Origin of the sequence: Flavonifractor sp. An52, assembly GCF_002159385.1 — a bacterium.
Classification (GTDB): Bacteria; Bacillota; Clostridia; order Oscillospirales; family Oscillospiraceae; genus Flavonifractor; species Flavonifractor avicola.
In genome coordinates this window covers 16,824-42,808 of the sequence record NZ_NFIB01000028.1, presented here as the reverse complement: position 1 = coordinate 42,808, position 25,985 = coordinate 16,824, and the positions used below count along the sequence as shown (strand labels likewise).

Sequence of the window (25,985 nt, the reverse complement as noted above, 5' to 3'; positions counted from 1 at the left end):
TGGGCGGCCGTTTTTCGTGGGAATCCGCCCCTTTTGCCGAGGAAACGGATTGCCACGCCAGTGTGCGCACTGGCTCGCAATGACAGGCTTGTGCAAAACAGCTATTTTGCAACAGGCCCGCTTTTCGTTTGTTAGTTCAGGAAATCCTTCAGCTTCTTGGAGCGGGAAGGATGACGCAGTTTACGCAGGGCCTTGGCCTCGATCTGACGGATACGCTCACGGGTGACCTTGAATTCCTTGCCCACTTCCTCCAGGGTGCGGGTGCGGCCGTCCTCGATACCGAAGCGCAGCTTGAGCACCTTCTCCTCACGCTCGGTGAGGGTACCCAACACGGAGACCAGCTGCTCCTTCAGCAGGGTGAAGGAAGCAGCCTCAGAGGGCTCGGAGGCGTCCTCGTCGGGGATGAAGTCGCCCAGGTGGGAATCCTCCTCCTCGCCGATGGGGGTCTCCAGAGAGACGGGCTCCTGGGCAATCTTCAGGATCTCCCTTACCTTGTCTACCGGCATATTCATCTCCTCGGAGATCTCCTCGGGGGTGGGATCGTGGCCCAGCTCCTGGAGAAGCTGACGGGAGACACGGATGACCTTGTTGATGGTCTCTACCATATGGACGGGGATACGGATGGTACGGGCCTGATCGGCAATGGCCCGGGTAATGGCCTGACGGATCCACCAGGTGGCGTAGGTGGAGAACTTGTAGCCCTTGGTGTAGTCAAACTTCTCCACGGCCTTGATGAGACCCAGGTTGCCCTCCTGGATCAGGTCCAAGAAGAGCATACCGCGGCCCACATACCGCTTGGCGATGGATACCACCAGACGGAGGTTGGCCTCGGCAAGGCGCTGCTTGGCCGCCTCGCCACGCTTCACCAGACGGCGAAGCTCCTTGATGTCGTCCTCAGACAGGGCGATCTCCTCGCCGGCCTCCTTGGCCCGCTCCATATCCTCCAGCTGCTCCTTGGCAGCGTCACCGGCGCCCATATCCTGGGCCAGCTGGACCTCCTCATCGGGGGTGAGCAGGTTGACTTTGCCGATCTCCTTCAGATACATACGGACCGGATCGTCAATGCCGAAGGAGTCCACCAGAGTGTTGGGGTCTACGATCTCCTCTTCAGGCAGGTCTTCGATTTCGTTGAGCTCCTCCAGAGGAGGCATGGTGTCGTCGGCCAGCTCGGGCAGATAGTCGTCGCCTACCGTGTCGATGCCCAGGTTCTCCAGGGTATCGTAGATCTTGTCCATCTGCTCGCTTTCCAGATCCAGGTTCTCCAGCACGTCCATCAGTTCGCTGGAGGAGAGCTTGCCGTTTTTCTTGCCGCGCTCGATCAGCTCCGCCAGTTTTTCGGCGCCCTGGACGCCTTCCACCACCTTCATGACCTCGATCTTGCCCTGCTCCATCTTCTTCGCGTTGTCGCGGGCCAGCTTGGCCTGATCCTCCAGGGTCAGGGTGAGCTCTTTTTTACCGGTGGTCTTCTTTTCACTCATGCGGTTGTCCTCCATATGATTTTTTCTCTCTGAATTTATCCCGGGCTGCCAGCAAAGGGTCCAGCCCGACGCCGCCCCGCTTGGCGGCTTCTGTCTCGATAATCTCTAAGTAGTCATGCAGCGCCTGGCTGCGATTGGAACGGGTCTCCGGCTGCTCCAGAATCCCGGTGATGTGGCTCATCTCCTCCGGGGCCAGCGATCCGGACAGCGCGCCCAGTTGTAAGCTGAGCCCTTGGCTGTGCCGCTGCTTGAGCAGCACATAGAGCTTGGCCAGCAGGGGAGAGGAGAACTGGGACGGGTCCAGCCCATCTGTCTCGGGCAGCAGGCCTGGGTCCAGCAGCAGCAAGCGGATCACACCCTCCTCCGCGCGAGCGGAGCGGATATTCTCATAGTGCAGCTGTCTGGATTTGGGCTGGAGCTGAACGGCGGGGGTCAGGTCCTTTTTTGCCTGGACTTTTCTGGCCCGCCAGGCCCGGTCCTTTCGGTAGCGGGCTACCTCCTGGGCCATGGCGGTTCCGGAAATACCGGCTGCTGCTGCTGCTTTATTGCCGTAGATTTCCCGCTCAATAGGGCTTTGAAGGGCGGCGATGGTGGCCACAGCTTCCTTTAGATAGGCCAGCCTGCCCTCTTCGCTTGACAGGTCATGTTTTGCCTGCAGGCTGTCCAGCCGGTAGTCGTTTTGTCCGGCGCTGCCATTGAGGCACTTCTCAAAAGCGGCAGGACCAAACTTTTTAACGAAATCATCCGGGTCCTGTTTGATGGGCTTGCCCTCGGCATCAAAAGCGTTGGGCAACTGAAGTACCCGGACGGTGAGGTTGGCGTTTTTCAAAATGTTAAGCACCCGGTCGGTGGACTGCTTGCCGGCGGCATCATTGTCGTAGCAGAGCACCAGTTCCTTGGTGTACCGGGCCAAAATGCGGGCGTGCTCCTCAGTGAGGGCGGTTCCCATGGTGGCAACCACATTATCAAAGCCCGCCTGGTGCAGGGTGATCACGTCGATGTTGCCCTCCACCAGAATCAGGTTGGGCCGCTTGGTGTTCTTGGCGAAGTTGAGGGCGTAAATGAGACGGCCTTTTTTGAAGAGCACCGTCTCCGGAGTGTTCAGGTACTTGGCGCCCTCCAGTCCGGGGAGCAGGCGGCTGGTGAAGCCCACCACCTCGCCCCGCACATCAATGACCGGGAGCATAAGCCGGGACCGGAACTTGTCATAGATGCCGCCGTTCTTTCCGGCTACTGCCAGACCGGCGTCAATCAGATCCATTTTGGTGTAGCCCTTGGCGGTCATGGCCTTTGTGAGGGCATCCCACTGATCTGGCGCGGCCCCCAAACCAAACCGGGTAGCGGTGCGGGGAGAGATCTGCCGTTGGGCGATATAGTCCCGCACCTGCTGGCCGCCGGGACCAATGAGATAGTCGTGGTAGAAACGGGCTGCGTCTTTGGACAGCTCCAGCAGTCGGGACCGCTTTTTGCGATAGGCCTCGTTTTCTCCGGCCTCCGGCACCTCAAGACCTGCCCGCTTGGCCAGCAGCTTTACCGCGTCCAAAAAGGGGAGATTCTCCATCTCCATAACAAAGGAAATTACGCCGCCACCCTTGCCGCAGCCGAAGCAGTGGTAGATCTGCTTATCGGGAGAGACGGAGAAGGAGGGGGTCTTTTCGTTGTGGAAAGGGCACAGGCCCCACAGGTTGTTTCCCTTTTTCGTGAGGTGGACATAGGAAGAGACCACGTCGGCAATGTCGCTGCGGGCCACCAGATCGTCAATGAATTGTTCTGGTATCGCCACAGGCATCCTCCTTCCGACTATCTTTTCCAATCAATGCCAATCTCATACGCTGGTATATGTAAAGTTAAATAACCTTACGGCATAAACGCCTTTAAAAGCATTTATACTCTAATGGTGTAAGCATAAATCACTTTACGCTCCAGGACTTCGGGATGAAAGCGTCGCTGAACTGGTCCACGGCATATTTATCGGTCATGCCGGAGATATAGTCGCATACGGCGCGCTCTACGCCCTCCTCCACCCGGATGTCCTGATATTCCGGAGGCAGCTTGTCCGGGTCCTTCACATAGTACTCAAACAGGCGGCGGATCATGTCCTGGGCCTTCCCCTCTTCACCCTTGGCTACCGGGCTGCGGTAGACATATTCAAACATGAACTCCCGCAGTTCATTCATAGCGTCCCGGCAGGCGGGGGACTGGACAATGTCATTCTTCCCGGCGGACTGGGTGATGATGTCCACCGTCAGAGTGTTGATTCGCTCAGAGTGGGTGAAGCCCAGTACCTGGGAGACCGAGAGGGGCAGGTCCATGGGATAGATGATCTTGCCCCGCATGGCGTCGTCAATGTCGTGGTTGATGTAGGCGATCTTGTCGGCCAGCCGCAGCAGACGGCCCTCCAGGGTCTCGGCCTGGTCGGGGCCGGTGTGGCAGAGAATGCCACGGCGCACCTCGTAGGTCAGGTTGAGTCCCTCGCCGTCCCGTTCCAGACGGTCCACCACCCGAAGAGACTGCTCGTTATGGGCAAAGCCTCCGGGCATGATCTCATTGAGGACCCGCTCTCCGGCGTGTCCGAAGGGGGTGTGGCCCAGATCGTGGCCGTAGGCGGCCGCTTCTGCCAGATCCTCATTGAGGCGTAAGCCCCGGGCGATGGTGCGGGCGATGCGGCTGACCTCGATGGTGTGGGTCATGCGGGTGCGGTAGTGGTCCCCCTCCGGCTCCAGAAAGACCTGAGTCTTGTGCTTGAGCCGCCGGAAGGCCTTGGAGTGGACAATCCGGTCGATGTCCCGCTGAAAGCAGGTTCGGGTGGGGCAGGGCTCCAGAGGCACCAGACGTCCCCGGGAGCAGGCGGACAGGCAGGCATAGGGGGAGAGCAGGGCCGCCTCGGCGGCTTCGGTCTGTTCACGCAGTACCATGGGCGCTCACCAGCCTCTCAGCAAATTTCAACCTTTACTCTTTATACGCCGCAGCCTGGATAAAACCCTTCTTTTTTTGTAAATTTTCTATTGTGCTCACAAATCCCCCTGATGAGGGCGGCTGGATTCGTCATTTTGCTCGCCGGTAAGCAGGGCCAGAAGCTCGGCGGGGGTAGAGATGATCTGCTGTGCACCCTGTTCGGTCAGAAATTGCGCGTCACGGAAGCCCCAGCTCACCGACAGACAGGGCAGACCGGAATTGCGGGCGGTCTGGATATCCACCTCGGAGTCGCCTACATAAACGGCCTCTTCAGGCTGAGCGCCCAGTTCCTTCAATGCGCGAAGTACCGTGTCGGGAGCAGGCTTGCGGGCAACTCCCTGGGATTCACCAATGGCCACCTTCACCCGATCCCCAAAGTAGGTCTGACACAAACCTTTGACAGCACCATCAAATTTGTTGGATACCACTGCCAGTTTGATTCCGACCTGATTCAGACCGTCCAGCAGCTCCAGTACACCGGCGTAGGGAGCGGTGCGGTTCTCCATGTTCAGCAGGTAGTGGGCCCGGAAATCAGCCAGACACCGGGCCTCCAGTTCTTCAGGGGTTCCCTCGGGCACGGCACGGTGAATGAGCAGGCCTACGCCGTTGCCCACAAAGCGGCGTACCTCATCCAAAGAGCGGGCGGGCAGTTTGTGGAGGGCCAGAGCATAGTTAGTGCTGTCCGCCAGATCCTGAAGGGTATCCAGCAGGGTGCCGTCCAGATCGAAAATCACGGTGGAATAGGGAATCATAACAAGCCTCCTTATCAGCAATGGCAGGAAATGCGGGCGGTCCGTGGGACCGCCCGCATTGTGGGTCAGTAGAGTCCGTTGGCAGAGAGGATCTGGGTAACCTGCATGGCACGGTTGGACCAGGCGGCGGCAGCCCCATGTTCCCGCCGGCGGACGGCAGGCCAACCATCCGGTTCTTCCAGAGCACGGATGCACAGCCGCACAAACTCGCCGGGGCTGTGGGCGGCGTAGATTACGTCAGGGAAATGCTCCACATGGTCGGGGTAGAACATAGCCACAATGGGCTTGCCGGAAGTGAGATATTCATAGACACGGCTGGGTACGATGTCGGCGCCGTAGTCAGACTGCCGCAACAGATGAAGGCACACGTCGAATCGGGACAGATAGTCTGGAATATCCACCGGCAGCTGGCGGCCCAGCAGACGGACGTTGGGAAGGGCCTCCAGGGTGCGCAGCTGGGGATTGTAGGGCTCTACCTGCCCTACAAAGACAAAAGTGCACCGGGGCAGAGCCCGGGCGGCCTGGATGGCCGGTGTCAGGTCAAGATCCTCCCAAATGGTGCCCACAAAGCCCAGAATGGGACCGGTGAGGTCGGCCAGGGGAGCGGGACACTCATTGTCTGGCCGGGAGAACATGGGATAGCTTACCCCATTGGGAAGCAGGGCAATGTTGTCGCTGCAGGGGGAGAGGTGGTCCACCAGCCCCTCGGAGGCGGCAAAGATCACGTCGGCAGCCAAGGCCAGGTCGCTCTCCCACTCGGGTGGAGTGTCCAGCCAGTCCTGGGCGCAGTCATATACCAGCCCCTGATGGGGGATGGCGTCCAGCAGATGGACCTGCTCCGGGGAAGTGCACCAGAGCAGGGGCTCCCGAAAGCGATGCATATCCATCAGCTTAAGAATATGGCGGGTCAGCTTGCGGTCCCGGACAAACCGGAGCAGCCGCTGATCCTCGGAGGCCTCAGGAGCAGGCGGGAGAGCGTATACGGTCAGGCCGGGGCGTACTTTGCGGCCGGGCTTGCGGTAGTTCCGGGAAGGCGGCTCCAGAAAGATGATCTTGGCATCCTTCAACCGGGTCATCAGCTGCTGGGTGCGGGTGGGGATAGTGCTCCAGGGTTGGGAGGAGAGGCACAGGATCTGTTTCAACGGGACACACCCTCCAAAAGCCGGCGGGCAGTCTCCTGGTTGCGCTCCTCCACCTGCCGCAGCCGCTCCACGCCGCCGGACAGGAATTCGGTGTCTCCGATCCGGGCATAGACTGCGTCGATGTAGCCGCACAGGGATTCCGCCGTCACCTTATCCAGGTCGGTGTACAGATCCTGGCCGATATAGGAGAGGAAAGAGCTGATTTTCTGGTCGTATACCACGCCCACCAGAGGCACACCCTGGCCGGCGGAAAAGACGAGGGCGTGCAGCCGCATAGAGATAACCGCCTGCATCCGTGCAAACAGACCGATAGTGTGGTCGGAACTGCCGGTATGGGTAAGAATATGGTGGGGGGCCTTCATATACTTAGCAGCCAACTTGGCGGCATCCACATCCAGACGCCGCTCAATGGGCAGAAAGACGGGGGTCAGGCCGTATTTCTCATAGGCGTAGTCGGCGGCGGCGGCAAAAACGGGGGCCTTGGCCTCAAAGCCCGGCCAGGGCCGCAGGGCAAAGCCGATATATTTGCCGTTGGGATCGATGCCCTGGCTCTCCAGAATGCCGTCCACCACGGGCGCGGGAGCGGCGGGCAGAATGACCGTGGGGTCGGCGGAGAGAATGATTTCCGGGTGGGTGACCTTCATGTCGGTCAGCTCCTCACGGGAGTGAGTATCCCGCAGGGTGATGGCGTCCACGCTCTTCTGGAGCACCTTGGAGGCCCGTTTCCGATTGGAGGGGGAGTGGATGGGACCGATGCCGCAGCCGTACATCATAACCTGATTGCCCAGCCGCTTAGCCCAGGAGATGGTGAAGAGATAGAACCACAGGGAGCGATGGCTGGTTACGTCCTGCATCAGGGAACCGCCGCCGTTGATATACAGCTTGGTTTTTCGCATCCGCCACAGGAACTTGGGGAAGGCAAAGGTGTAGATGGAGTTGACACGATAGGTGCGCCGGGTATCTTCCGGGCTGCGGGAGAGCACCCAAATGGGAAGGTCGGGGTCCACCTGGCGCAGCTCGGTGACAATGGCCTCCAGAATGGCATCGTCGCCGGCGTTGCCCCGGCCATAGGCTCCGCATACCAGAGCGCCATCCCGCCGGCCGGTCTTGCGGGCCTGGCGGCGGAGAATGGTGTCATAAATGGAGAGCTGCCGCTGGAGGGTGCTCTCCAGAGAGTAGTCCTCCTTGGCCCTCTGATAGAGCCGCTGGCCCATATGCTGGCGCAGCTCCGGGTCCTGAGCCAGCGCAATGAGGTGGCGGGAGAGTCCCTCCGCGTCCCCTGCCTCAAAGAGGAAACCGTGGATACCATGCTCGATCAGGTAAGGCACGCCGCCTACCCGGCTGGCCACTGTGGGCAGGCCCGCCCGGGCGCCTTCGGTGAGGGAGTAGGGGAAGGTCTCGGAGAGAGAGGTGAGGGTATTGATGTCCAGAGCATTGTAGAAGCTGTCGGTGTCGGATACCCAACCGGCAAAGCAGACCTGCTTGGCTACTCCCAACTGGTTGGCCAAGTCCTTCAGCATCCCCATCTGCTCGCCGTCGCCGGCGATAAGCAGCCGCAGATGAGGGCAGACTTTATAGGCCAGGGCAAAGCCGCGGACCAGGGTGGCAATATCCTTGACGGGGTTGAGGCGGGCGGCAATGCCCACCACAACAGAGTACTGGTCAGCATCCAGTCCCACACTCTTCCAGTATTCCTCTCGGGAGAGGGCGGGGGTACGGGGGGTAAAATCGATGCCGTTGTAGATGGTGAACAGCTTGTCCGGATCAAAGCCGCGGGAGATGAGCAGATCGGTCATGGCGTCGGACACACCGATGCGGTAGTCCAGCTTCCGCAGAGCGATGGTGTTGATGGTGCCGTAAGTGATGCGGGAGAAGGGGCGGCCCAGGTAGTCCAGCCGATAATCGGAGTGGACAGTGGTAACCACGGGCAGACCGGTGGCCTTCCGCAGCAGGGCGCCCATCAAATTGCCCCGGGCGCCGTGACAGTGAAGGATCTGATAGCCTCCCTCCACGATCATCTTTTTCAGGGTGTTGCGGGTTTTCAGCAGATTGTGTCCAGGCAGGACCACAGTGGGGATGCCAAGTTCCCGGGCCTCCTGAGCAAATGGACCTTCCATAAAACATACCATGGTAACATCGATGGTATGGGCAAGATTTTTCAGCAGGGAATGAACGTGGGTCTTGGCGCCGCCACTGTCGCCGCCGGAGATGAGGTGCATGACCTTCATGGAATCAAAACCTCCAAAGAAAAAAGAAAGTACTTGTGTCTCGGTGGGGATCTATGATACAATAACCCGGTACCATTGTACCAAGTGCGACATGAATTTACAACCTCGGAGGCTGCAAAAAGATGATAGACGAAAAGGGAAGACTGTTTGGTAAAATCAACATCGTGGATCTGCTGGTGATCCTGGTGGTTATTATTGCGGCAGTGGTTTTGGGTATGAAGTTCCTCAAGCCGGGCAGCAGTGGTGTTGTAGGCGGAGGTTCCACCACCACCCATGTGGAGTATACCGTGCTGGTAGAGAGTGTCCAGCCGGCGGTTTATGAGAGCATCAAGGAGAATTATATCCCCTCCACCCTGATGGCCTCTGGCGAGCTGCTGGACGGTCAGGTCACTGCTGTGGAGGCCAAGCCCCACGGTGGAGATATTACGGTGAGCACGTCTGGCGATACGGTGGCCCTTACTGCTGACAAGGGTTTGCTGGATCTGACTTTCACTGTGGAGTGCAATGTGGCTAACCCCATTACCACCGAGCTTGGTACCCAAGAGGTGCGTGTGGGCAAGAGCCACATCCTTAAAACGGATAAGTTTGAGCTGAATGGCGTGATCCTGGACTGCACCTGGAGTGAGAACGCCGAGTAAACTGGCTGAGATCGATCAAAATAGAGAGGGCGGCGGTCATGGTACCGCCGTCCTTTTTCCAATAGGAGGAACTTATTATGCCCCAATGGCTGCTGCCGATAGACGGCGGTATTCTGCTCTGGATCCAGAACTTCCTGCGCTGTGCTGTGCTGGACCCGATCATGATCATTTATACCCAGATGGGTGACGCTGGCATCCTGTGGATTGTGCTTTCTGTGGTGCTGATCTGTATTCCCAGGACCCGTAAAGCGGGTTTTGTCAGCTTGATAGCCATGCTGCTGGGCCTGCTATGTACCAATGTGGTGCTCAAGCATCTGGTGGGCCGTACCCGGCCCTGGCTGATGGTAGAAGGGCTGATTCCGCTGGTGGCAGAGAACGACCCCAATTCCTTTCCTTCGGGCCACACCTGCGCAGCCTTTGCGGCGGCCTCTGCCTGGTGCCGCACCCTGCCCCGGCGGTGGATGAAGATCGTCGCCGTGGTGATGGCGGCTCTGATGGGGTTCTCCCGGCTTTATGTGGGAGTTCACTTCCCTACAGACGTGTTGGCCGGTATGGTGGTTGGTCTGCTGTGCGGCTGGCTGGCCTGGCTCATCTGGAAGCGGCTGGCCGCCTGGCGGAGTTGGGAGGCATAACCATGCGGGCGGAAGAGATGCAGACCACTCTGCGGAATGGAAGCCGGTGTCTGCTTCGCAGTCCCCGCCCGGAGGACGGGGAAGCGGTGCTGCGCCATCTGCGCCGGGTGGCAGCAGAGAGCCCTTTTACCGCTTTTCTGCCGGAGGAGATCAGCAATACCCTGCGGGAGGAGCAGGCCTTTCTCAAGCGGCAGCTGGCCAGCCCGGGCAGACTGATGTTGGCCGGATTTGTGGATGGCAGGTTGATTGGGCTGGGGGGCGTGGGCCCTGCGGCAGCCAACCGAAAATGCGGTCACCGGGCTGAATTGGGATTATCTGTCCGCTGCCGCTGGTGGGGGCAGGGCCTGGGCCGGATGCTGATGGATGGACTGTGCCGGGAAGCCAGGCATATGGGCTATGCCCGCATGGAGCTGTCAGTGATGGAAGACAATGTCCGGGCGGTGGCCCTCTATGAGAACTGTGGGTTTGAGCGTTTTGGCCTGCTGCCCGATGCCTACCGTACAGAGGGAGACAGTCAGGCCGCCATTTTGATGAGCAAGGTATTATAAAATGGACGCCAGTCCCTATGGGACCGGCGTCCATTTTATATGTGCTTATTCGGTGGTGTAGTTGTCGAAATAGCCCTGGATGTAGACAATGGGGGTGCCCTTGTCGCCAGAGCCGGAGGTCAGATCGCACAGAGAGCCGATCAGATCGGTCAGGCGGCGGGGGGTGGTGCCCTGAGCAGCCATCTTACCCACCAGGGAGCCGTCCTTCTTCTTGATCTCGCCCTTAATGGCCTCGCGCAGAGCCTCGCCGGACAGAGCGGCAAAGTCATTGTCAGCCAGGTACTTCAACTTCAGCTCGTTGGGGGTGCCTTCCAGACCGGCGGTGTAAGCGGGGGAGACCACCGGGTCGGCCAGCTCCCAAATCTTACCCACAGGGTCCTTGAAGGCGCCGTCGCCGTAGACCATGACTTCCACGTGCTTGCCGGTGGCCTTCAGCAGCCGGGCCTGGATTTCCTCCACCAGATCCTGGCAGGGACGGGGGAAGAGCTTCACCTTGTCCTCGGTGGACTTGTTGGAGCCCAGCAGGCCATAGTTTTCATTGTAGCCGCTGCCGTTGATGGGAGCGGTCATGATCTCATCCAGGCAGAACACCTTCTCGGCGCCGGCGGCAACCAGGCGGCGCTTGGTGCGGGCGCGGGTGTGGATGTCGCAGGCCAGCACGTTCTTGGTGTAGACCAGAATAGCCCGGGGATCGTTGGCGAAGATGACCTCCACCTCAGCGCCAGACTCACGGATCAGATTGGAATAATAGTCCACATAGTCCACGCCGGTAAAGGGGTGGGTGGTGTAGCCGAACAGCTCGCGGTAGCGCTCCAGAGAGAGCACATCCTTGTAGGGGTCCACACCCTTTTCGTCCATCACGTCCTCATCAATGAGGTGATTGCCCACCTCGTCGGAGGGATAGGACAGCATCAGGACCACCTTCTTGGCGCCCTTGGCGATGCCGCGCAGGCAGATAGCAAAACGGTTGCGGCTGAGGATGGGGAAGATCACGCCAATGGTCTCTCCGCCCAGCTTAGCCTTTACATCGGCGGCAATATCGTCCACCGAGGCATAGTTACCCTGGGCGCGGGCCACAATGGCCTCAGTCATGGCGACTACGTCGCGGTCGCGTACGGAGAACGCGCCATCGTTGACCGCCTCCAGGACAGACCCGGTGACGATCTCGGCCAGGTCATCTCCGCTGCGGATAATGGGGGCGCGGATACCCATGGATACGGTGCCGACCATCCGGCTCATAGAACAACACTCCTACTATAGTTGGATTCGCTGCGGTATTCCCGTAACATTAAAATTATACTATATTTTTTTCTGCTTGTAAAAGGTTTTTTCTTTGCAAACGAACTTTATTCGATGGATACCCACTGCCGGACCACGTCCAGAAAACGGGCGGTCAGGGGGGAAAGCGGCTTGCCCCGGCGAACGGCCAGGGTGATGTCCCGATAGCGGGGGTGCTCCAGAGGGATGGCGGCGAAATTGCGACCGGTACCCTGCAGCACCAGTTCCGGTCGGATACTGACACCCAGCCCCTGCTCCACCATGGCCAGGATGGCAAAGTCGTCGTTGACGGTGTAGCGCAGGTTGGGATGGATGCCCTCCTCCTGGAAGATCTCTCCGATCTCCACATCCCGCTCCTCAGGAATCCAGATGAAAGGGTCCTGGGCCAACCGTTCTATGGGATAGAAGGGGGCGTGTGCCAGAGGGTGGTCCGGTGGGAGCACCGCCATAAACTGATCCCGGCGCAGGGGAAAGACCTCCAGGTCGTCTCCGGCGGGCAGTCCCAGAAAACCACAGTCTGCCTGCCCCTGGCGGATCAGGTCCTCCACCTCTGCAAACTCCCACTTGCTCAGTAATTCAAAATGGATGCCGGGATAGCGCTGGAGAAAGAGCTTCATAATAGGAGGCAGCCAGTGGATGGATACGCTGGCGAAGGTGCCCACCCGCAGGGTGCCACGGGTCAAACCGTGGAGATGGGCAGCCTGCTCCTCCAACTCCTTCTGGGCGTTGCACACAGCTCGCAGATATGGAAGCAGTGACTCACCGGCTGCACTTAGATGCACGCCGCCCCGTCCCCGGACCAGCAGCTCCATGTCCCATTCCTGTTCCAGCGCGGCGATCATCCGACTGGCCGCCGATTGGGTGTAGCCCAACGCCTCAGCTGCCTTGGTAATCCCACCCAGTTCTACTGTTTTCAGCAGGATCTGATACTTGATCAGGCTCATATCGATCATTCCGTTTCATCATTAATTTCATGAAAAAGATTCGTTTGCATCATAGTAAACTCTATTGTATACTATAGCCAGAAGGAAGGCAAGAGCGAACGACAGAAAGGAGCGATTTCCATGAAGAAGAACAACGCAATGGTAATGAATCGGAAGAACAACGGCTATGAGCTGATGGGAAAGGGTATGTCGGTCAACGTCATGCGCACCTATTGGAAGGGAAGCCCCTGGAAAGCGCTTCGGGACTGCGTCCGCAGCGTATAATTTGATCTTTGCTCCGGTTGGGGAGAACCGATAGAAGCCCGGAGGGCCTGCCGAACGGCAGGCCCTCCGGGCGGTTTTTTATATTATGCCCCCAAGTCTGCTGCCTGAGGGAAGGGATAGGTTGTGCTGCCGATGGTAATGGATTCCACCTGGCTCAGGTCAAAGGCCTGGGCAGGGGTAAAGCGGAAGACATGGATGCCGTCCCGACTAGACCCGGGGTAGGGACTCTCGCCAGATCCCCAGGTTCCGGCATAGGCGCTGGGAATCTGAGTAATCAGCTCCGAAGTGCCGTCCCGGTAGTTCAGCCGTGCATCTGCCAAAATTTCCTTTACGCTGACCAGCCAGCTGCCGCCGTATGTGTCCCTGACCAGATAACCCTCCAGCTGCGGGGGCAGCTCTATGTCGGAAAGCTTCTCCAGATCCAGCAGTACCTCCGCACCGGAGACGGCTGTCCACTCCTCCAGAGTGGGGGTCTGCATCTCCAGTTCAATATAACCTGCGCAGATGGAGATTTGATAGATGGTGCCCTCCTGGGTATATTCGGAAAATTCCGGCTGGTCGGGCCGCAGACCCCAGGCTTCCTCCATCTGCCGGGTGGTATTGACCACTGTAATGTCTGCCGAGCAGCTGAGGGTCTGGCTCTCGGTCACCGGTATGATCACCGGGCCGTAAGCAGCGATGGGCTTAAAGTTATGGTTGAGGTTCATGCTCACTTCTACCTGCTCCAGATCAGGGTTCTCCAAAGTCATGGATACCTTGACAAGAGAGGTTTGCGTATCTGGGTCGTAGCTGGCCTGCTCCAGATTAAGGGTGCTGCATCCCTCGAAACCGCCCCGGGGCCCCCATTCATATTCCGGCGAGTTGTCCGCAAGAACCACACCTGCCTCCTGGGATACCGGAGAAGCCGCAATGTAGGCATACAGTTGGTTCCCGCTGCACATGGTTGCTACCAGAGTGGCCTGGGGCTCCGACTGGGTGACAGTCTGAGTGGGAGCATCATATTCTGTCCATTCTTCGATGGGGTCCTCCTTGGATATGCCCATAGCGCTCCATCAGTGCCTTTAGACCGGATGGGTCGCCGGCTTTTATGTTCTGTAAGATCATTGATTCTCTCATATATGGCCCCCAACTTATGCGAAAGCAGCTTTCACTTATAATATCACACGGATACTGCTTCTGGTTTCATCTGCGAACCTCGGGGGGTAAAAACAAAAAGAGACACGACGTATGTCGTGTCTCTTTTCAGGAAACGGCCCTTCTGGGCCGGCGGCGCTTATGCGCCGTGCAAGTGTTTTGCGGATGCAAAACCTTGGCGGAGGGGCAATTTATTTGCTCCGAGCATTTCAATATATGAAAGGATTCTGGCCGCATTCTGGCGGCCAGAACCAAAAAGAAAGACATCTGCGCTGAGCAGATGTCTTTCTTTTTGGAGCAGGTAAAGGGAATCGAACCCTCATATTCAGCTTGGGAAGCTGACGTTCTGCCACTGAACTATACCTGCATGGGCTTATTGACTTAGGCATTATAGCATATGCCCTTATATTTGGCAAGAATTTTTTTGCGACGGCATTCCTGGCCTTTCGCTATGAGCGCTGAAAAATCACAAAAAACCTTGCAATCTATTCCAATCCGTGATATCATTTCTTAAACCAAAGGTATAATAACTGAAAGGGTATGGAAAGGTTGGAAGTACGATGAGCAAAAAACAGGCATTGACTGAATTCCATCGGGGCTCCATCCTGGCCGCTGCCGAGCGGCTGTTTGCGGAAAAGGGCACCGAAAAGACCACCATGGATGACATTGCCCGAGAGGCCGAGTACAGCAAGGCGACTTTGTATGTCTATTTTCAAAGCAAGGAGGAGATCATCAACGCAATCCTCCTCAGTGGGATGGTGCTGCTGAAGAAGAAGCTGCATGAGGCCATTGAGAGCCACAGTGACTGGTTCCAGGCCTATGACGCGGTGTGCCAGGCGATCGTGCGTTTCTATGATGAAAACCCCACTGCCTATGATGCCGCCACTGGTTCTATCCCCCTGTCTCAGGATGGCGACACCCTCCAGAAGGGATTGTCCGACATCCTGCGGGTCAGCGATGAGATTGAACAGGAACTGGCTGATTTCCTGGTACGGGGTGCAGCGGACGGCGCGGTGCGTTCTCAGCTGCCTCCCGTGGAGACTGTTCTCCTCTTCTGGTCTGCTCTGTCCGGTATGGTACATACCGCTGAGCAGAGGGAGAATTACATCCAGCGCACCTTGGGCCTGACCCGGGAGGAGTATCTCCAGCACGGCGCCCGGCTGCTGCTGGCTTCCCTGACCAAAGCGAATATGTAAGTACTGTATACAGTATGAACCCGGTCCGGATTTCCGGACCGGGTTCTCTGTTTTTATCGATAGCAGATCTCGTGGCGCTTGGGGCCGGTGGAGACGATGGTGATGGGACACTCGATCTCCTTTTCCAGGAAGGTCACATAATCCTTGGCCTGCTGGGGCAGGGCATCAAAGTCGGTAACGCCCCGGATATCGCACTTCCAGCCGGGCAGAGTGGTATAGACCGGCTTGGCCTGATCCAGCAGGGCGGGTACCGGGAAGTCCCGGGTCACTTTACCGTTGATCTCGTAGCCAGTACATACCTTGATCTCATCCAGATAGCCCAGACAGTCAATGGCGGTGAGAGCCACCTGAGTGGTACCCTGCACCATGCAGCCGTACCGGGTAGCCACGGCATCAAACCAGCCCACCCGGCGGGGACGACCGGTGGTAGCGCCGTACTCGCCGGCGTCACCGCCCCGGCGGCGCAGCTCCTCGGCCTCATCCCCGAAGAGTTCGCTGACGAAAGCGCCGGCGCCCACGGCGGAAGAATAGGCCTTGGTTACAGTCACGATGTCGGAAAATGCCGTGGGAGGTACTCCGCCGCCCACAGTACCGAAGCCGGCCAGCGTGTGGGAGGAAGTGGTCATGGGGCAGATGCCCAGGTTGGGATCCTTCATGGAGCCCAGCTGACCCTCCAGCAGCACCTGCTTGCCCTCCTTCAGGGCCTGGTGCACAAAGCTGACCGCGTCGCCCACGTAAGGCTCCAGGATCTTCTTATAGCCCATCAGTTCCTCAAACAGATCCTTGGGGTCCAGAAGAGGCTTATGATACAGATGCTCCAGAAGAACGTTTTTCAGGGCACAGATATGTTCCAGCTGAGCCTTGAGCCGGTCCTCATACCACAGATCGGCCACCTGAATACCGATTTTGGCATACTTGTCGGAATAGAAAGGAGCGATACCGGACTTGGTGGAGCCGAAGGCGGCGCCGGCCAGGCGTTCCTCCTCGCAGCTGTCCAGCAGCACATGGTAGCTCATCAGCAACTGAGTCCGCTGATCCACGATAATGTGGGGGGCAGGTACGCCGCCGTCCTCCAGATGCTTGAGCTCAGCGGCAAATTTCGTTACATCCAGGGCCACACCATTGCCGATGATGTTGGTGGTGTGGGAGTAGAATACGCCGGAAGGCAGCTGATGCAGAGCGAATTTACCATAATCGCAGATAATGGTATGGCCTGCGTTGGCGCCTCCCTGGAAGCGGATGACTACATCGGACTTCTCCGCCAGCAGATCGGTGATCTTGCCCTTGCCTTCGTCACCCCAGTTGGCGCCTACAATTGCTTTCACCATATTGGATTCCTCCTGCCGCGGGGATTCGCGCATTGGCCTTTTCCCGTCGGCAATCCATGGGGATATCATTCCCCATGCGGTATTATAGTACGCTTTCTCCCTTGAATCAAGGCAAAAAAAGAGAAAAAATGTCATAAAATGATTGCCATCACCTTCCAGAACACCGCGTTTTGTTGGAAAAGTAAAAAAAGAGGTTTACTTCCACACTTCACTTTGATAAAATAAGAAAAACGGGCGGCTAGGAAGCTGCCCGCCGGTTTCCGAAAGAGAATCATCAGGAGGTCAAATACTCTATGACGAAAAACGAAAAGCGGGAACACAGTGATCTGCTGTATGAAGCGATCCTCACCCTGAAGGACCTGGACGAGTGCCGGAAGTTCTTTTCCGATCTCTGTACGGTGGCGGAACTGCGGGCCATGGAACAGCGGTTTGAAGTGGCAATGCTGTTGTCCGAGGGCATGATCTACAACGACATTCTGGAGCGCACCGGCGCTTCCAGCGCCACCATCAGCCGGGTGAACCGGTCTTTGCAGTACGGTGCCGACGGCTATCAGGCAGTGCTGCCCCGGATCAAGGAGAAGCAGAGCGGCAATGGCGTATGAATATCTGGCCGGCTGTTATGACCGTTTTACAGCCGACGTTCCTTACGCCGCCTGGGCCGACTATCTGGAGAAGCACTTTGCCCGCAGTAAGCTGCCCATCCATACCGTGCTGGACCTGGCCTGCGGTACTGGTACCCTGACCTGTGAGTTGGCCCAGCGGGGGTACGAGATGATCGGCGCCGACCTGTCGGAGGAGATGCTGGCCCAGGCAGCCGAGAAGGCCCGGGACGTGGAGGGGATTCCTCCTATCTTTCTGCACCAGGCCATGGAGAAGCTGGACCTGTATGGTACCATCGACGCCTGTGTCTGTTGTCTGGATAGTGTAAACTATGTTACCCAGCCCAAAAAACTGGCACGGGCCTTTCAGCGGGTCCATACCTTTTTGATGCCGGGAGGACTGTTCCTCTTTGACATCAATACCCCGGACAAGCTCAAGGGGCTGGACGGTCAGCTTTTCATGGATGAGGACGAGGACGCCTGCTGTATCTGGCGGGCGGAATACTCGCCCCGCCGGCGTATCTGTAGCTACGGCTTTGATATCTTCTGCCGGGAGGAGAATGGACTGTGGAGCCGGATGGAGGAGGTCCATGAGGAATACGCCTATGAGCCGGAAGAGCTGGAGCAGATGCTGCGCCAGGCCGGTTTCCGGCAGATCAAGCAATATGGCGAACTGAAGATGCGCCGCCCCGAACCGGGGGAACAGCGCATCTTTTTCGCCGCACGAAAGGAATTTTAAACGTATGTCAGATTCGATCATTCGCGTTCTGGCTAAGGACGCTCCTGTCAAGGCCTCGGCCATTTCCGCCCGGGCCATGGTGGAGCGGGCCAGACAGATCCATAAGACCCTGCCGGTGGCTACTGCGGCTCTGGGCCGCTCCCTGATGGCCGCCTCCATGATGGGCAACCAGCTGAAGGAGGAAAACGGCTCTGTCACTCTGCGGATCAAGGGCGACGGACCTCTGGGGGGCATTACTGTGGTGTCCGACAGCGCCGGAAATGCCAGGGGCTATGTGGTCACCCCCCTGGTTGATCTGCCTTTGAAGGGCCCTGCCAAGTTGGATGTGGGTTCTGCTGTGGGCAAGGACGGCTCTCTTACCGTCATCAAGGACATGAACATGAAGGAGCCCTATGTGGGTACCATCCCTCTGGTATCCGGTGAGATCGCCGAGGATATCACTTCTTATTTTGCGGAAAGTGAGCAGATCCCTTCCGCCTGCGCCTTGGGTGTGCTGGTGGACGTGGATCAGAGTGTGCTGTGCGCCGGTGGTTATCTGATTCAGCTGCTGCCTGGTGCAGACGACAGCGTTATTACTGCTATTGAAGAGGGCATTGCCAAGGTGGGCCCCGTTACCGAGGCTATGCGCAACGGTGAGAGTGCCCGCAGCCTGGTGGAGCGTGTTCTGTCTGCCTTTGACCTGGAGGTCCTCAGTGAGGAGCCGGTGGAGTACCGCTGCTATTGCAGCCGTGAGCGGGTGACCCGCGCCCTCATCAGTATGGGCCGGGAAGAACTGGAGTCTCTCATCAAAGATCAGGGCAAAGCAGAGCTCACCTGCCAGTTTTGCGACAAGGTTTATGACTTTACAGGCGAGGAATTGCAAGGCCTTCTGAATTCGATTTGATTTTTTGAAAAAAATCGAAAAAAGTTGTTGACAACTGGGGGTCGTTCTTGTATAATAACTTTCGTCGCTTGGCCCGACAGCCAAACGAAAGCGAAAGAAGAACGAGGGAGCATAGCTCAGCTGGGAGAGCGCATGCCTTACAAGCATGATGTCACAGGTTCGAGCCCTGTTGTTCCCACCACTCCCTTTCTGGGAGCTCCCGTACCCCCTACCGTCTGGCGCGGTAGTTCAGTTGGTTAGAACGCCGGCCTGTCACGCCGGAGGTCGAGGGTTCAAGTCCCTTCCGCGTCGCCATTCGCCTCTGTAGCTCAGTTGGTAGAGCAGGGGACTGAAAATCCCCGTGTCGCTGGTTCGATTCCGGCCGGAGGCACCACCGTTCCTGGTGGATACCGCAAGGTATCCACCAGGGGCACCTTTAAAATCCAGGCATATGTGTTCCGTTCTTTTCATAGGATGGAAACAAATGCAGGTGTAGCTCATCTGGTAGAGCGCCACCTTGCCAAGGTGGAGGTAGCGAGTTCGAGCCTCGTCACCTGCTCCAAAAATGATAAAAGGAAGGTCCGCCCTTCCTTTTATCCATATGGCGACATAGCCAAGTGGTAAGGCAGAGCTCTGCAAAAGCTCCACCCCCAGTTCGAATCTGGGTGTCGCCTCCAGAAGAAGAAGCACCTGCAAAGCAGGTGCTTCTTTTTGATTTCTTGAGCGATTAAAATATTTGGCGTAAATGCACCGCTCACTGCTTGGGCTGCTAGTCTTAGCTTGCATCTATATTGTTTGGATAAGAAGAGAACCGGTTATCAGAAGGTAACCGGTTTTCTTCTTTGTATATACTGGAAAATATCATATGATATGGTATAATGAGAAAAATGTAGAACAACAGTATGGTGGAGAGGGGAAGTGCGGATATGAAGAAAAAGAGAAGATCGAAGAGACGCAGGCGGAGCGCCTCCGGTGTGGTGCTGCTGATTGTTTTGTTTCTGGTGATAGGCATAGGTGTGGTGCTGGTGCGGATGCTGCTCTCGCCCAAGGAAGGGTCTACAGCGGCCTCTCCGACTGAAACAGAATTACCCTTACCCCAGGTCACGACAAGTCTTCAGACGCCGTCTGCGGTCGTTACAGGGCGCCCTGATAAGGAAGATCCGGAGAGCATTCTCTACCAATATCTCTATGAACAGGTAGACGGGCAGCAGCAGGTAGTGAACTTTACAGCGGAAGATATGAGCATGGAGCAAATCGGGCAAGTGCTGGAACAGCTCCAGCGTCAGCCGGAATTCTTCTGGTTGAAAGGCTACGAATTGGCTGGCAGCGGCACAGAGTACCAGGTGAAGTTTGACTGGAAATATACGGATTTGATTACCAGGCGGGAACAGGTGGAGCAAGCGGAGGCCCAGGCGCTGGCTGCCATTCCGGAAGGGGCGGGAGACTATGAGACTGCCCTGAGCCTGCATGACTGGCTGTGTGATCACATTGTATATCAGAGCAGCAGCGACGGCAGCGATCAGGACCTGTACGGTGCGTTGGTAAATGGACGGTGTGTGTGTTCCGGATACAGCCAGGCCTATGTGTACCTCCTGCGCCGGGCCGGTATCCAGGCCGAGACAGTGCGGGGTACTGCTGACAATGGAACAGGTGCCCAGTCCCATGCCTGGACAAAGGTGGTTCTGGATGGGGAGGTATATTATACCGACGTGACATGGGACGACCAGGAGACACATCCGGACGGACATACTTATAGCTGGTTTGCAGTTACCAGTGAGCGTATGGCCTCTACCCATTTTGCGGAGCCGGAGCGAGGCGCGGAGATGACGCCCAGTTCCGCGGTGGCGTGCAATTACCACTACCGCAACGGCTGGGTGCTGGAGCAGTTCAACACAGAAGAACTGGTCCGGATCTTCTCCTCTCAGACTGGCGGAAGCCTTACTGTACTGGCCGCAGATGAGGCGGTATATGGTCAGCTGATGGAGTTGGTACAGGACGGGGAGGCTATGACCGCTGTGCTGGAGCAGGCAGGCTATCCGGTCAGTCAGTATACCTATTTCCACTCAGAAGGTTCGCTCTGTCTGGACCTGTTCCCGGAGGCATGAGCGAGTCTAAAAAGCTGCATGGCGGACAGGCCGCCTCACAGGAAGGAAATTGATATGTGGGCAGATTGTTGTTTTTACCTTTCGGTGCTGCTTCTGGCGGGCAGCCTGATTGCCGCTGTCAGGATATATAGAGCACCCTATCAGCGGGGGCGGTTTCTGTCGCCGGTCAAGTGCGTCCTGGCCGGGGTATTCCTTGCTGCGGTCCTGCTGTTTCTCCCCCTTCATCTGGAGCAGTTTCCAAAGGATTTTGTGGGAGGGATAAACAGCGTACTGCTGTCCATTCACAGTACCATGAGGCTGTTTGTGCTGGATGGGGAGTTTGACGGTGTACTGGCATTTACCTCCGCTTTACCAGACGGTGTGGTACGTACCGGGTACTCGGTTGTTGCCGCAGTACTGTATGTACTGGCTCCCGCTCTTACCTTCGGCTTTGTCTTGTCCTTTTTTAAGAATATTTCCGCTTATCGCTCCTTGCTGTTTCACTATGGGACCGACGTTTATGTTTTTTCCGAACTGAACGAGCAGGCTCTGGTTCTGGCGCGAAGCATCCAGAAGAAGGACAGACGCTGTCTGCTTGTTTTTATGGATGTATTTGAGAACCATGAGGAGTCTATCTTTGAGCTGTGTGAGAAGGCAAGAGAGCTGAAAGCGGTCTGCTTCAAAAAGGACATCGTTGATATCAGCTGGAACATCCACAGCAAGAGAAGCTGTGTGTCTTTATTTGCGATAGGGGAGAATGAGTCCGAAAATATTGAGCAGTCCATCAAGTTGGTGGAGGCGTATAAAAACCTCCCCAATTTCCGCCTGTATGTTTTCTCCACCAGGGTGGAAAGCGAGGTTTTGTTCCAGACTGCTGTGGATGGCGGAATGCGGGTCCGGAGAGTGAATGTGATCCGGTCTCTGATCAGTCAGACCCTGTACCGGGAAGGCGGTTCTCTGTTTGAGGGGGCCATAGACTGCGGGACCTATAAGCTGATATCGGTGGTACTGATTGGTTTGGGCCGGTATGGCACGGAGATGCTGAAAGCCTTATCCTGGTTTTGTCAAATGGACGGGTATCAGGTAAAAATTCACGTCTTTGACCAAAGAAATGACGCAGAGGAGCGGTTTACCGCGCTGTGTCTGGAATTGATGGCGCCGGAGCGCAACGGAACCGCTACGCCGGGCGAAGCGCAGTATCATATTGTGATCCATGGAGGAATGGATGTGCAGACCGCCCGGTATGCGGACTGCTTTCATGCCATCGGACCAATCAGCCACGTCTTTGTAGCGCTGGGGGATGATGGCCGGAACGTTGAGGCGGCGATCAATGCCAGAATCATGTGTGAACGTCAAGGACAGCATCCTACAATTCAGACCATTGTATATGATCCTTTGAAGAAAAAGGCATTGGAGGGGATCACCGATTACCGGGGCAATCGGTATCGCATTTCCTTCATTGGGGATTTGAATGAATCCTATTCCCAAAAAGTCATTCTGGACTCGGAGTTGGAACAAGCCGCATTGGAGCGGCATCTGAAATGGGGAACGGAGAGCGCCTTTTGGGCATACGAATTTAACTATCGTTCTTCCGTTGCTGCGGCAATCCATTTGAAAATGCGGATCTTATGCGGAATTCCTGGGGCCTCAAAAAAGGAAAGTGAGCTGACTCCGGAGGAGCGGAGGACCATTGAGGAGCTGGAGCACAGGCGCTGGAACGCCTATATGCGGTCCGAGGGCTACCGGTTCAGCGGATCTGTCTCACCGGAGAGCAGAAATGATCTGGCAAAGCTCCACCATGATCTGGTCCCCTTTGTGAAGCTCAGCGAGGAGGAGAAACGAAAGGACTCCCGTGTGGGGACGGCCTGAATTGACGCAAGCGTCTTGTCAGCCTCTGAATATCGGCGTATACTGAGAGCGAATTAAGATATCCGCACCGACGGATGAAAAGGAGCGAGAAGATAGTGGAACAAATCTGCATACGCCCCATGGAGGAGAACCAGGTGGCTGAGGTATCGGCCCTCATCGGCCGGGTGCTGCTGGAGGTCAATATTCGGGACTATCCCCGCGAGGCTCTGATGGAGTTTGTAGAGTATTACAATCCGGAAGGTGTGGCTGCTATCCCCAAATCAGGCGGACACAGCTATGTGGCTATGCTGGGGGATGAGCTGCTGGCCTGTGGCTCTGTGGCGCCTATGGAGGACCGGCCGGGGGAGTGCGAGATCAGGGCCCTGTTTGTACGGCCTGACTGGGAAGGCAAGGGTGTGGGCAGAAAATTGGTGCAGACCCTGGAGGCTGACCCGCTGTTCCGGGCTGCCAAGCGTGTGGCGGTTTCCGCTTCTCTGACCTCCCACGAGTTCTATTTGAAACTGGGCTATCGCTACCAGGACGGGATCAAAGTCTGTGAGGATAACGACCATTACTGGATGGAGAAATTCAACTAAGAAAAAGGCCTCCAGCCGGGATTTCCCGGCCGGAGGCCTTTTTTATGGCGTTTATACCCGACCAATGTCAGTGCGGAAGTGCATATCCTGGAAGTGGATGTGCTTGGCGGCGGCGTAAGCGCCGTCGATGGCCTCATCCAGACTGTCGCCCACGGCGGTGACGCCCAGAACACGACCACCATTGGTAACGATATCACCGTTGTCGTCCAGCTTGGTACCGGCGTGGAATACCACGGAGGTCTCGCCGGCCTCCTCCAGGCCGGTAATGGGGTAGCCCTTCTGATAGCTGCCGGGGTAGCCGCCGGAGGCCAGCACCAGGCAGCAGGCCGCGCCGGGCTTCCAGCGGATATCCATCTTGTTGAGCTGGCCCTCACGGCAGGCGGCGAAGATCTCCATCAGGTCGGAATCCAGCAGGGAGAGGACAGCCTGACACTCGGGATCACCGAAACGGGCGTTGTACTCCACCACCTTGGGGCCATCAGGTGTAATCATGAGGCCAAAGTAAATGACACCCTTGAAGGGACGGCCCTCCGCCTTCAGTGCTGCTACGGTGGGCAGGAAGATGTCCCGCATACACTGGATGGCCACGGCGGCGGTGTAGTTGGGGGAGGGGGAGATAGCGCCCATGCCGCCGGTGTTGGGGCCCTGGTTGTCGTCATAGGCCCGCTTATGGTCCTGAGAGGAGGGCATACACAAAATATGCTCTCCATCGCAGAAGGCCAGCACGGTGACCTCGGGGCCGGTCATGCACTCCTCGATGACGACCTTGGCCCCAGCCTCGCCGAAGCGGTGATCGCTCATCATGGAGCGGACGGCATCCTTGGCCTCCTCCACAGTCTGGGCCACAATGACACCCTTGCCCAGAGCCAGACCGTCAGCCTTGACCACGATAGGGGCGCCCTGAGCTTCCACATAGGCCAGAGCGGCGTCCATATCGGTAAAGGTCTCATATTTGGCGGTGGGGATGTTGTACTTCTTCATCAGGTTCTTGGAGAAGATCTTGCTGGCCTCAATGATGGCGGCGTCCGCGGTGGGGCCGAAGGCAGGGATACCCGCCGCCTCCATGGCGTCCACCATGCCCAGAGCCAGGGGATCATCGGGGGCTACCACCACAAAATCCATGGCGTGGCTCTTGGCCCACTTCACCATACCGTCCACGTCGGTGGCGGCGATGGGAACGCACTGGGCGATGGATTCAATGCCGCCGTTGCCGGGGGCGCAGTAGAGCCGGGTGACATGGGGGCTCTGGGACAGCTTCCAGCAGATGGCGTGCTCCCGCCCGCCTCCGCCTACGACTAATACCTTCATGTTCAAACCTCGTTTCGTTACCCCCGTCCTTTTCGCGTAGCGAAAAGCTTTTTCGCGGAGGGTGTTGCGCTCCGTGACCCCGGAGCGAAAAAATCAGATGTATGTCTGGGAGAATTCACTTCTCCCAGACATACCCCGACCCGCGCCGTGGGCGCGAAACCGGGGGTATCGCAGAACTGCGCCAATGTACATTGGCGCAGTTCTGCGTATCCAGGGGGTATTGGATACCCCCTGGAACTGGTTTAATGGTGGAACAGCCGCATCCCGGTAAAGGCCATGACAATGCCGTACTTATTGCAGGTGGCAATGACGTGGTCGTCCCGGATGGAGCCGCCGGGCTGCACGATGTAGGACACGCCGGACTTGCGGGCCCGCTCCACGTTGTCACCGAAGGGGAAGAAGGCGTCGGAACCCACGGTCACACCGGACTGGGTAGCGATCCAGGCCTTTTTCTCCTCAGCGGTGAGCACCTCGGGCTTGACCTTGAAGGTGTTCTGCCACACGCCCTCGGCCAGCACATCCTCGTACTCGTCGGAGATGTACACGTCGATGGCGTTGTCCCGATCGGGGCGGCGGATGCCGTCCACGAACTGGAGGCCCAGAACCTTGGGATGCTGGCGCAGCAGCCAGTTGTCCGCTTTGTTGCCTGCCAGACGGGTGCAGTGGATGCGGCTCTGTTGGCCGGCACCCACACCGATGGCCTGACCGTCCTTCACATAGCACACCGAGTTGGACTGGGTGTACTTCAGGGTGATCAAGGAGATGAGCATATCCCGCTTGGCGTGCTCGGGCAGCTCTTTGTTGTCGGTAACGATGTTGTTCAGCAGGTCGGCGTTGATCTCATAGTTGTTGCGGCCCTGCTCAAAGGTGATGCCGAACACGTCCTTGTGTTCGATGGCCTTGGGGACGTAGTTGGGATCGATCTCCACCACGTTGTAGCCGCCCTTACGCTTGGTCTTGAGGATGGCCAGGGCCTCCTCAGTGTAGCCGGGGGCGATGACGCCGTCGGACACCTCCAGAGCCAGATAGCGGGCGGTCTGGGCGTCGCACACGTCGGACAGGGCGGCCCAGTCGCCGTAGGAGCACAGCCGGTCGGCGCCACGGGCCTTCACATAGGCGCAGGCGATAGGGGACAGGTCCATGTCCTCCGCAAAGTAGATCTTCTTCTCCACGTCGGTGAGGGGAGTGCCCACAGCGGCGCCTGCGGGGGAGACGTGCTTGAAGGAAGCGGCGGCGGGCAGGCCGGTGGCCTCCTTCAGCTCCTTGACCAGCTGCCAGGAGTTCAGCGCGTCCAGAAAGTTGATGTAGCCCGGTTTGCCGTTAAGCACCTTGATGGGCAGCTCGCCGGACTCCATAAAGATGCGGGCAGGCTTCTGGTTAGGGTTGCAGCCGTATTTCAGCTCCAGTTCGGTCATGTTCTGTGCTTCCTCCT

General features: G+C 57.6%; 23 protein-coding genes and 6 tRNA genes. 16 read left to right on the top strand and 13 right to left on the bottom strand.

What is annotated here, in order from left to right:
* Positions 1-131: 131 nt before the first annotated feature.
* From rpoD to csaB, 6 genes are all read right to left on the bottom strand, one after another.
* On the bottom strand, positions 132-1,478 hold the full coding sequence (rpoD, locus tag B5G06_RS10975; protein WP_242955465.1) for an RNA polymerase sigma factor RpoD: 1,347 nt from the start codon (positions 1,476-1,478) through the stop codon (positions 132-134).
* On the bottom strand, positions 1,471-3,261 hold the full coding sequence (gene dnaG, locus B5G06_RS10970) for a DNA primase (RefSeq protein WP_087189105.1): 1,791 nt from the start codon (positions 3,259-3,261) through the stop codon (positions 1,471-1,473). Before dnaG ends, rpoD begins: the two co-directional genes overlap by 8 nt.
* Before the next feature lie 127 nt (positions 3,262-3,388).
* Complete coding sequence (locus B5G06_RS10965; protein WP_087189104.1) at positions 3,389-4,393, bottom strand: deoxyguanosinetriphosphate triphosphohydrolase; 1,005 nt, start codon at positions 4,391-4,393, stop codon at positions 3,389-3,391.
* Between the two features lie 96 nt (positions 4,394-4,489).
* The gene (locus tag B5G06_RS10960; protein WP_087189103.1) at positions 4,490-5,185 is read right to left on the bottom strand and encodes an HAD family hydrolase; all 696 of its coding nucleotides are present in this window, start codon (positions 5,183-5,185) and stop codon (positions 4,490-4,492) included.
* Positions 5,186-5,250: 65 nt separating this feature from the next.
* On the bottom strand, positions 5,251-6,327 hold the full coding sequence (locus B5G06_RS10955) for a glycosyltransferase family protein (RefSeq protein ID WP_242955463.1): 1,077 nt from the start codon (positions 6,325-6,327) through the stop codon (positions 5,251-5,253).
* Positions 6,324-8,555 (bottom strand): polysaccharide pyruvyl transferase CsaB, encoded by a 2,232-nt coding sequence (csaB, locus tag B5G06_RS10950; RefSeq protein ID WP_087189102.1) that lies wholly within the window; start codon positions 8,553-8,555, stop codon positions 6,324-6,326. Before csaB ends, B5G06_RS10955 begins: the two co-directional genes overlap by 4 nt.
* A 122-nt stretch (positions 8,556-8,677) precedes the next feature.
* Here csaB and B5G06_RS10945 point away from each other — a divergent pair, with 122 nt between their 5' ends.
* The 3 genes from B5G06_RS10945 (at position 8,678) to B5G06_RS10935 (ending at position 10,373) form a co-directional block, all read left to right on the top strand.
* A complete protein-coding gene (locus tag B5G06_RS10945) occupies positions 8,678-9,193 on the top strand; it encodes a DUF4330 domain-containing protein (protein ID WP_087189101.1) in 516 nt (171 codons plus the stop codon).
* Positions 9,194-9,270: 77 nt separating this feature from the next.
* A complete protein-coding gene (locus tag B5G06_RS10940) occupies positions 9,271-9,825 on the top strand; it encodes a phosphatase PAP2 family protein (RefSeq protein WP_087189100.1) in 555 nt (184 codons plus the stop codon).
* 2 nt (positions 9,826-9,827) lie between these two features.
* On the top strand, positions 9,828-10,373 hold the full coding sequence (locus tag B5G06_RS10935) for a GNAT family N-acetyltransferase (RefSeq protein WP_087189099.1): 546 nt from the start codon (positions 9,828-9,830) through the stop codon (positions 10,371-10,373).
* Between the two features lie 45 nt (positions 10,374-10,418).
* Here B5G06_RS10935 and B5G06_RS10930 read toward each other — a convergent pair whose 3' ends face one another.
* Together B5G06_RS10930 and B5G06_RS10925 are read right to left on the bottom strand one after the other, a co-directional pair.
* A complete protein-coding gene (locus B5G06_RS10930; protein WP_087189098.1) occupies positions 10,419-11,612 on the bottom strand; it encodes a coenzyme F420-0:L-glutamate ligase in 1,194 nt (397 codons plus the stop codon).
* A 107-nt stretch (positions 11,613-11,719) separates the two neighbouring features.
* Entirely contained in the window at positions 11,720-12,595 is an 876-nt protein-coding gene (locus B5G06_RS10925) for a LysR family transcriptional regulator (RefSeq protein WP_242955462.1), read from the bottom strand.
* A 120-nt stretch (positions 12,596-12,715) separates the two neighbouring features.
* On the opposite strand from B5G06_RS10925, the gene B5G06_RS14065 reads away from it, so the two are divergent.
* The gene (locus B5G06_RS14065) at positions 12,716-12,859 is read left to right on the top strand and encodes a hypothetical protein (RefSeq protein ID WP_158094701.1); all 144 of its coding nucleotides are present in this window, start codon (positions 12,716-12,718) and stop codon (positions 12,857-12,859) included.
* 83 nt (positions 12,860-12,942) lie between these two features.
* On the opposite strand, the gene B5G06_RS10920 is transcribed toward B5G06_RS14065, so the two are convergent.
* Positions 12,943-13,902, bottom strand: a complete 960-nt coding sequence (locus tag B5G06_RS10920; protein WP_087189096.1) for a hypothetical protein — start codon at positions 13,900-13,902, stop codon at positions 12,943-12,945.
* 384 nt (positions 13,903-14,286) lie between these two features.
* Positions 14,287-14,360, bottom strand: a tRNA-Gly gene (locus tag B5G06_RS10915).
* 193 nt (positions 14,361-14,553) lie between these two features.
* On the opposite strand from B5G06_RS10915, the gene B5G06_RS10910 reads away from it, so the two are divergent.
* Entirely contained in the window at positions 14,554-15,189 is a 636-nt protein-coding gene (locus B5G06_RS10910; protein ID WP_087189095.1) for a TetR/AcrR family transcriptional regulator, read from the top strand.
* Between the two features lie 53 nt (positions 15,190-15,242).
* Here B5G06_RS10910 and B5G06_RS10905 read toward each other — a convergent pair whose 3' ends face one another.
* Positions 15,243-16,517: an adenylosuccinate synthase gene (locus tag B5G06_RS10905; protein WP_087189094.1), complete on the bottom strand. Its 1,275-nt coding sequence runs from the start codon at positions 16,515-16,517 to the stop codon at positions 15,243-15,245.
* Positions 16,518-16,810: 293 nt separating this feature from the next.
* Between B5G06_RS10905 and B5G06_RS10900 the strand changes: the two genes are divergently transcribed.
* From B5G06_RS10900 to B5G06_RS10850, 11 genes are all read left to right on the top strand, one after another.
* A complete protein-coding gene (locus B5G06_RS10900; protein ID WP_087189093.1) occupies positions 16,811-17,119 on the top strand; it encodes a YerC/YecD family TrpR-related protein in 309 nt (102 codons plus the stop codon).
* The gene (locus B5G06_RS10895; RefSeq protein WP_087189092.1) at positions 17,109-17,855 is read left to right on the top strand and encodes a class I SAM-dependent DNA methyltransferase; all 747 of its coding nucleotides are present in this window, start codon (positions 17,109-17,111) and stop codon (positions 17,853-17,855) included. Before B5G06_RS10900 ends, B5G06_RS10895 begins: the two co-directional genes overlap by 11 nt.
* Before the next feature lie 4 nt (positions 17,856-17,859).
* A complete protein-coding gene (gene hslO, locus B5G06_RS10890; RefSeq protein WP_087189091.1) occupies positions 17,860-18,738 on the top strand; it encodes an Hsp33 family molecular chaperone HslO in 879 nt (292 codons plus the stop codon).
* A 105-nt stretch (positions 18,739-18,843) separates the two neighbouring features.
* A tRNA-Val gene (locus B5G06_RS10885) sits at positions 18,844-18,919 on the top strand.
* Positions 18,920-18,955: 36 nt separating this feature from the next.
* Positions 18,956-19,032 (top strand) — tRNA-Asp (locus B5G06_RS10880).
* 3 nt (positions 19,033-19,035) lie between these two features.
* Positions 19,036-19,111: transfer RNA gene (locus B5G06_RS10875), tRNA-Phe, on the top strand.
* Positions 19,112-19,203: 92 nt separating this feature from the next.
* A tRNA-Gly gene (locus B5G06_RS10870) sits at positions 19,204-19,279 on the top strand.
* A 41-nt stretch (positions 19,280-19,320) separates the two neighbouring features.
* Positions 19,321-19,394: transfer RNA gene (locus tag B5G06_RS10865), tRNA-Cys, on the top strand.
* Positions 19,395-19,643: 249 nt separating this feature from the next.
* Positions 19,644-20,822: a transglutaminase domain-containing protein gene (locus B5G06_RS10860; RefSeq protein WP_158094700.1), complete on the top strand. Its 1,179-nt coding sequence runs from the start codon at positions 19,644-19,646 to the stop codon at positions 20,820-20,822.
* Between the two features lie 54 nt (positions 20,823-20,876).
* Positions 20,877-22,670: a hypothetical protein gene (locus tag B5G06_RS10855; RefSeq protein WP_087189089.1), complete on the top strand. Its 1,794-nt coding sequence runs from the start codon at positions 20,877-20,879 to the stop codon at positions 22,668-22,670.
* A 95-nt stretch (positions 22,671-22,765) separates the two neighbouring features.
* Positions 22,766-23,245, top strand: a complete 480-nt coding sequence (locus B5G06_RS10850) for a GNAT family N-acetyltransferase (RefSeq protein WP_158094699.1) — start codon at positions 22,766-22,768, stop codon at positions 23,243-23,245.
* A 51-nt stretch (positions 23,246-23,296) separates the two neighbouring features.
* Here B5G06_RS10850 and purD read toward each other — a convergent pair whose 3' ends face one another.
* Together purD and B5G06_RS10840 are read right to left on the bottom strand one after the other, a co-directional pair.
* Complete coding sequence (gene purD, locus B5G06_RS10845) at positions 23,297-24,553, bottom strand: phosphoribosylamine--glycine ligase (RefSeq protein WP_087189087.1); 1,257 nt, start codon at positions 24,551-24,553, stop codon at positions 23,297-23,299.
* Positions 24,554-24,795: 242 nt separating this feature from the next.
* Positions 24,796-25,968: a phosphoribosylaminoimidazolecarboxamide formyltransferase gene (locus B5G06_RS10840; protein ID WP_087189086.1), complete on the bottom strand. Its 1,173-nt coding sequence runs from the start codon at positions 25,966-25,968 to the stop codon at positions 24,796-24,798.
* Positions 25,969-25,985 lie beyond the last annotated feature (17 nt).

Excerpts from the sequence above, each read along its gene's own strand:
- B5G06_RS10935 (WP_087189099.1), top strand. The coding sequence starts at position 9,828 with ATGCGGGCGGAAGAGATGCAGACCACTCTGCGGAATGGAAGCCGGTGT.
- B5G06_RS10860 (WP_158094700.1), top strand. The coding sequence starts at position 19,644 with ATGAAGAAAAAGAGAAGATCGAAGAGACGCAGGCGGAGCGCCTCCGGT.
- B5G06_RS10925 (WP_242955462.1), bottom strand. The coding sequence starts at position 12,595 with ATGAGCCTGATCAAGTATCAGATCCTGCTGAAAACAGTAGAACTGGGT.
- purD (WP_087189087.1), bottom strand. The coding sequence starts at position 24,553 with ATGAAGGTATTAGTCGTAGGCGGAGGCGGGCGGGAGCACGCCATCTGC.
- B5G06_RS10855 (WP_087189089.1), top strand. The coding sequence starts at position 20,877 with ATGTGGGCAGATTGTTGTTTTTACCTTTCGGTGCTGCTTCTGGCGGGC.
- hslO (WP_087189091.1), top strand. The coding sequence starts at position 17,860 with ATGTCAGATTCGATCATTCGCGTTCTGGCTAAGGACGCTCCTGTCAAG.
- B5G06_RS10945 (WP_087189101.1), top strand. The coding sequence starts at position 8,678 with ATGATAGACGAAAAGGGAAGACTGTTTGGTAAAATCAACATCGTGGAT.
- B5G06_RS10920 (WP_087189096.1), bottom strand. The coding sequence starts at position 13,902 with ATGGGCATATCCAAGGAGGACCCCATCGAAGAATGGACAGAATATGAT.
- B5G06_RS10895 (WP_087189092.1), top strand. The coding sequence starts at position 17,109 with ATGGCGTATGAATATCTGGCCGGCTGTTATGACCGTTTTACAGCCGAC.
- rpoD (WP_242955465.1), bottom strand. The coding sequence starts at position 1,478 with ATGAGTGAAAAGAAGACCACCGGTAAAAAAGAGCTCACCCTGACCCTG.
- csaB (WP_087189102.1), bottom strand. The coding sequence starts at position 8,555 with ATGAAGGTCATGCACCTCATCTCCGGCGGCGACAGTGGCGGCGCCAAG.
- B5G06_RS10840 (WP_087189086.1), bottom strand. The coding sequence starts at position 25,968 with ATGACCGAACTGGAGCTGAAATACGGCTGCAACCCTAACCAGAAGCCT.
- B5G06_RS10905 (WP_087189094.1), bottom strand. The coding sequence starts at position 16,517 with ATGGTGAAAGCAATTGTAGGCGCCAACTGGGGTGACGAAGGCAAGGGC.
- B5G06_RS10900 (WP_087189093.1), top strand. The coding sequence starts at position 16,811 with ATGACGAAAAACGAAAAGCGGGAACACAGTGATCTGCTGTATGAAGCG.
- B5G06_RS10910 (WP_087189095.1), top strand. The coding sequence starts at position 14,554 with ATGAGCAAAAAACAGGCATTGACTGAATTCCATCGGGGCTCCATCCTG.
- B5G06_RS10940 (WP_087189100.1), top strand. The coding sequence starts at position 9,271 with ATGCCCCAATGGCTGCTGCCGATAGACGGCGGTATTCTGCTCTGGATC.
- B5G06_RS10960 (WP_087189103.1), bottom strand. The coding sequence starts at position 5,185 with ATGATTCCCTATTCCACCGTGATTTTCGATCTGGACGGCACCCTGCTG.
- B5G06_RS14065 (WP_158094701.1), top strand. The coding sequence starts at position 12,716 with ATGAAGAAGAACAACGCAATGGTAATGAATCGGAAGAACAACGGCTAT.
- B5G06_RS10930 (WP_087189098.1), bottom strand. The coding sequence starts at position 11,612 with ATGAGCCGGATGGTCGGCACCGTATCCATGGGTATCCGCGCCCCCATT.
- B5G06_RS10965 (WP_087189104.1), bottom strand. The coding sequence starts at position 4,393 with ATGGTACTGCGTGAACAGACCGAAGCCGCCGAGGCGGCCCTGCTCTCC.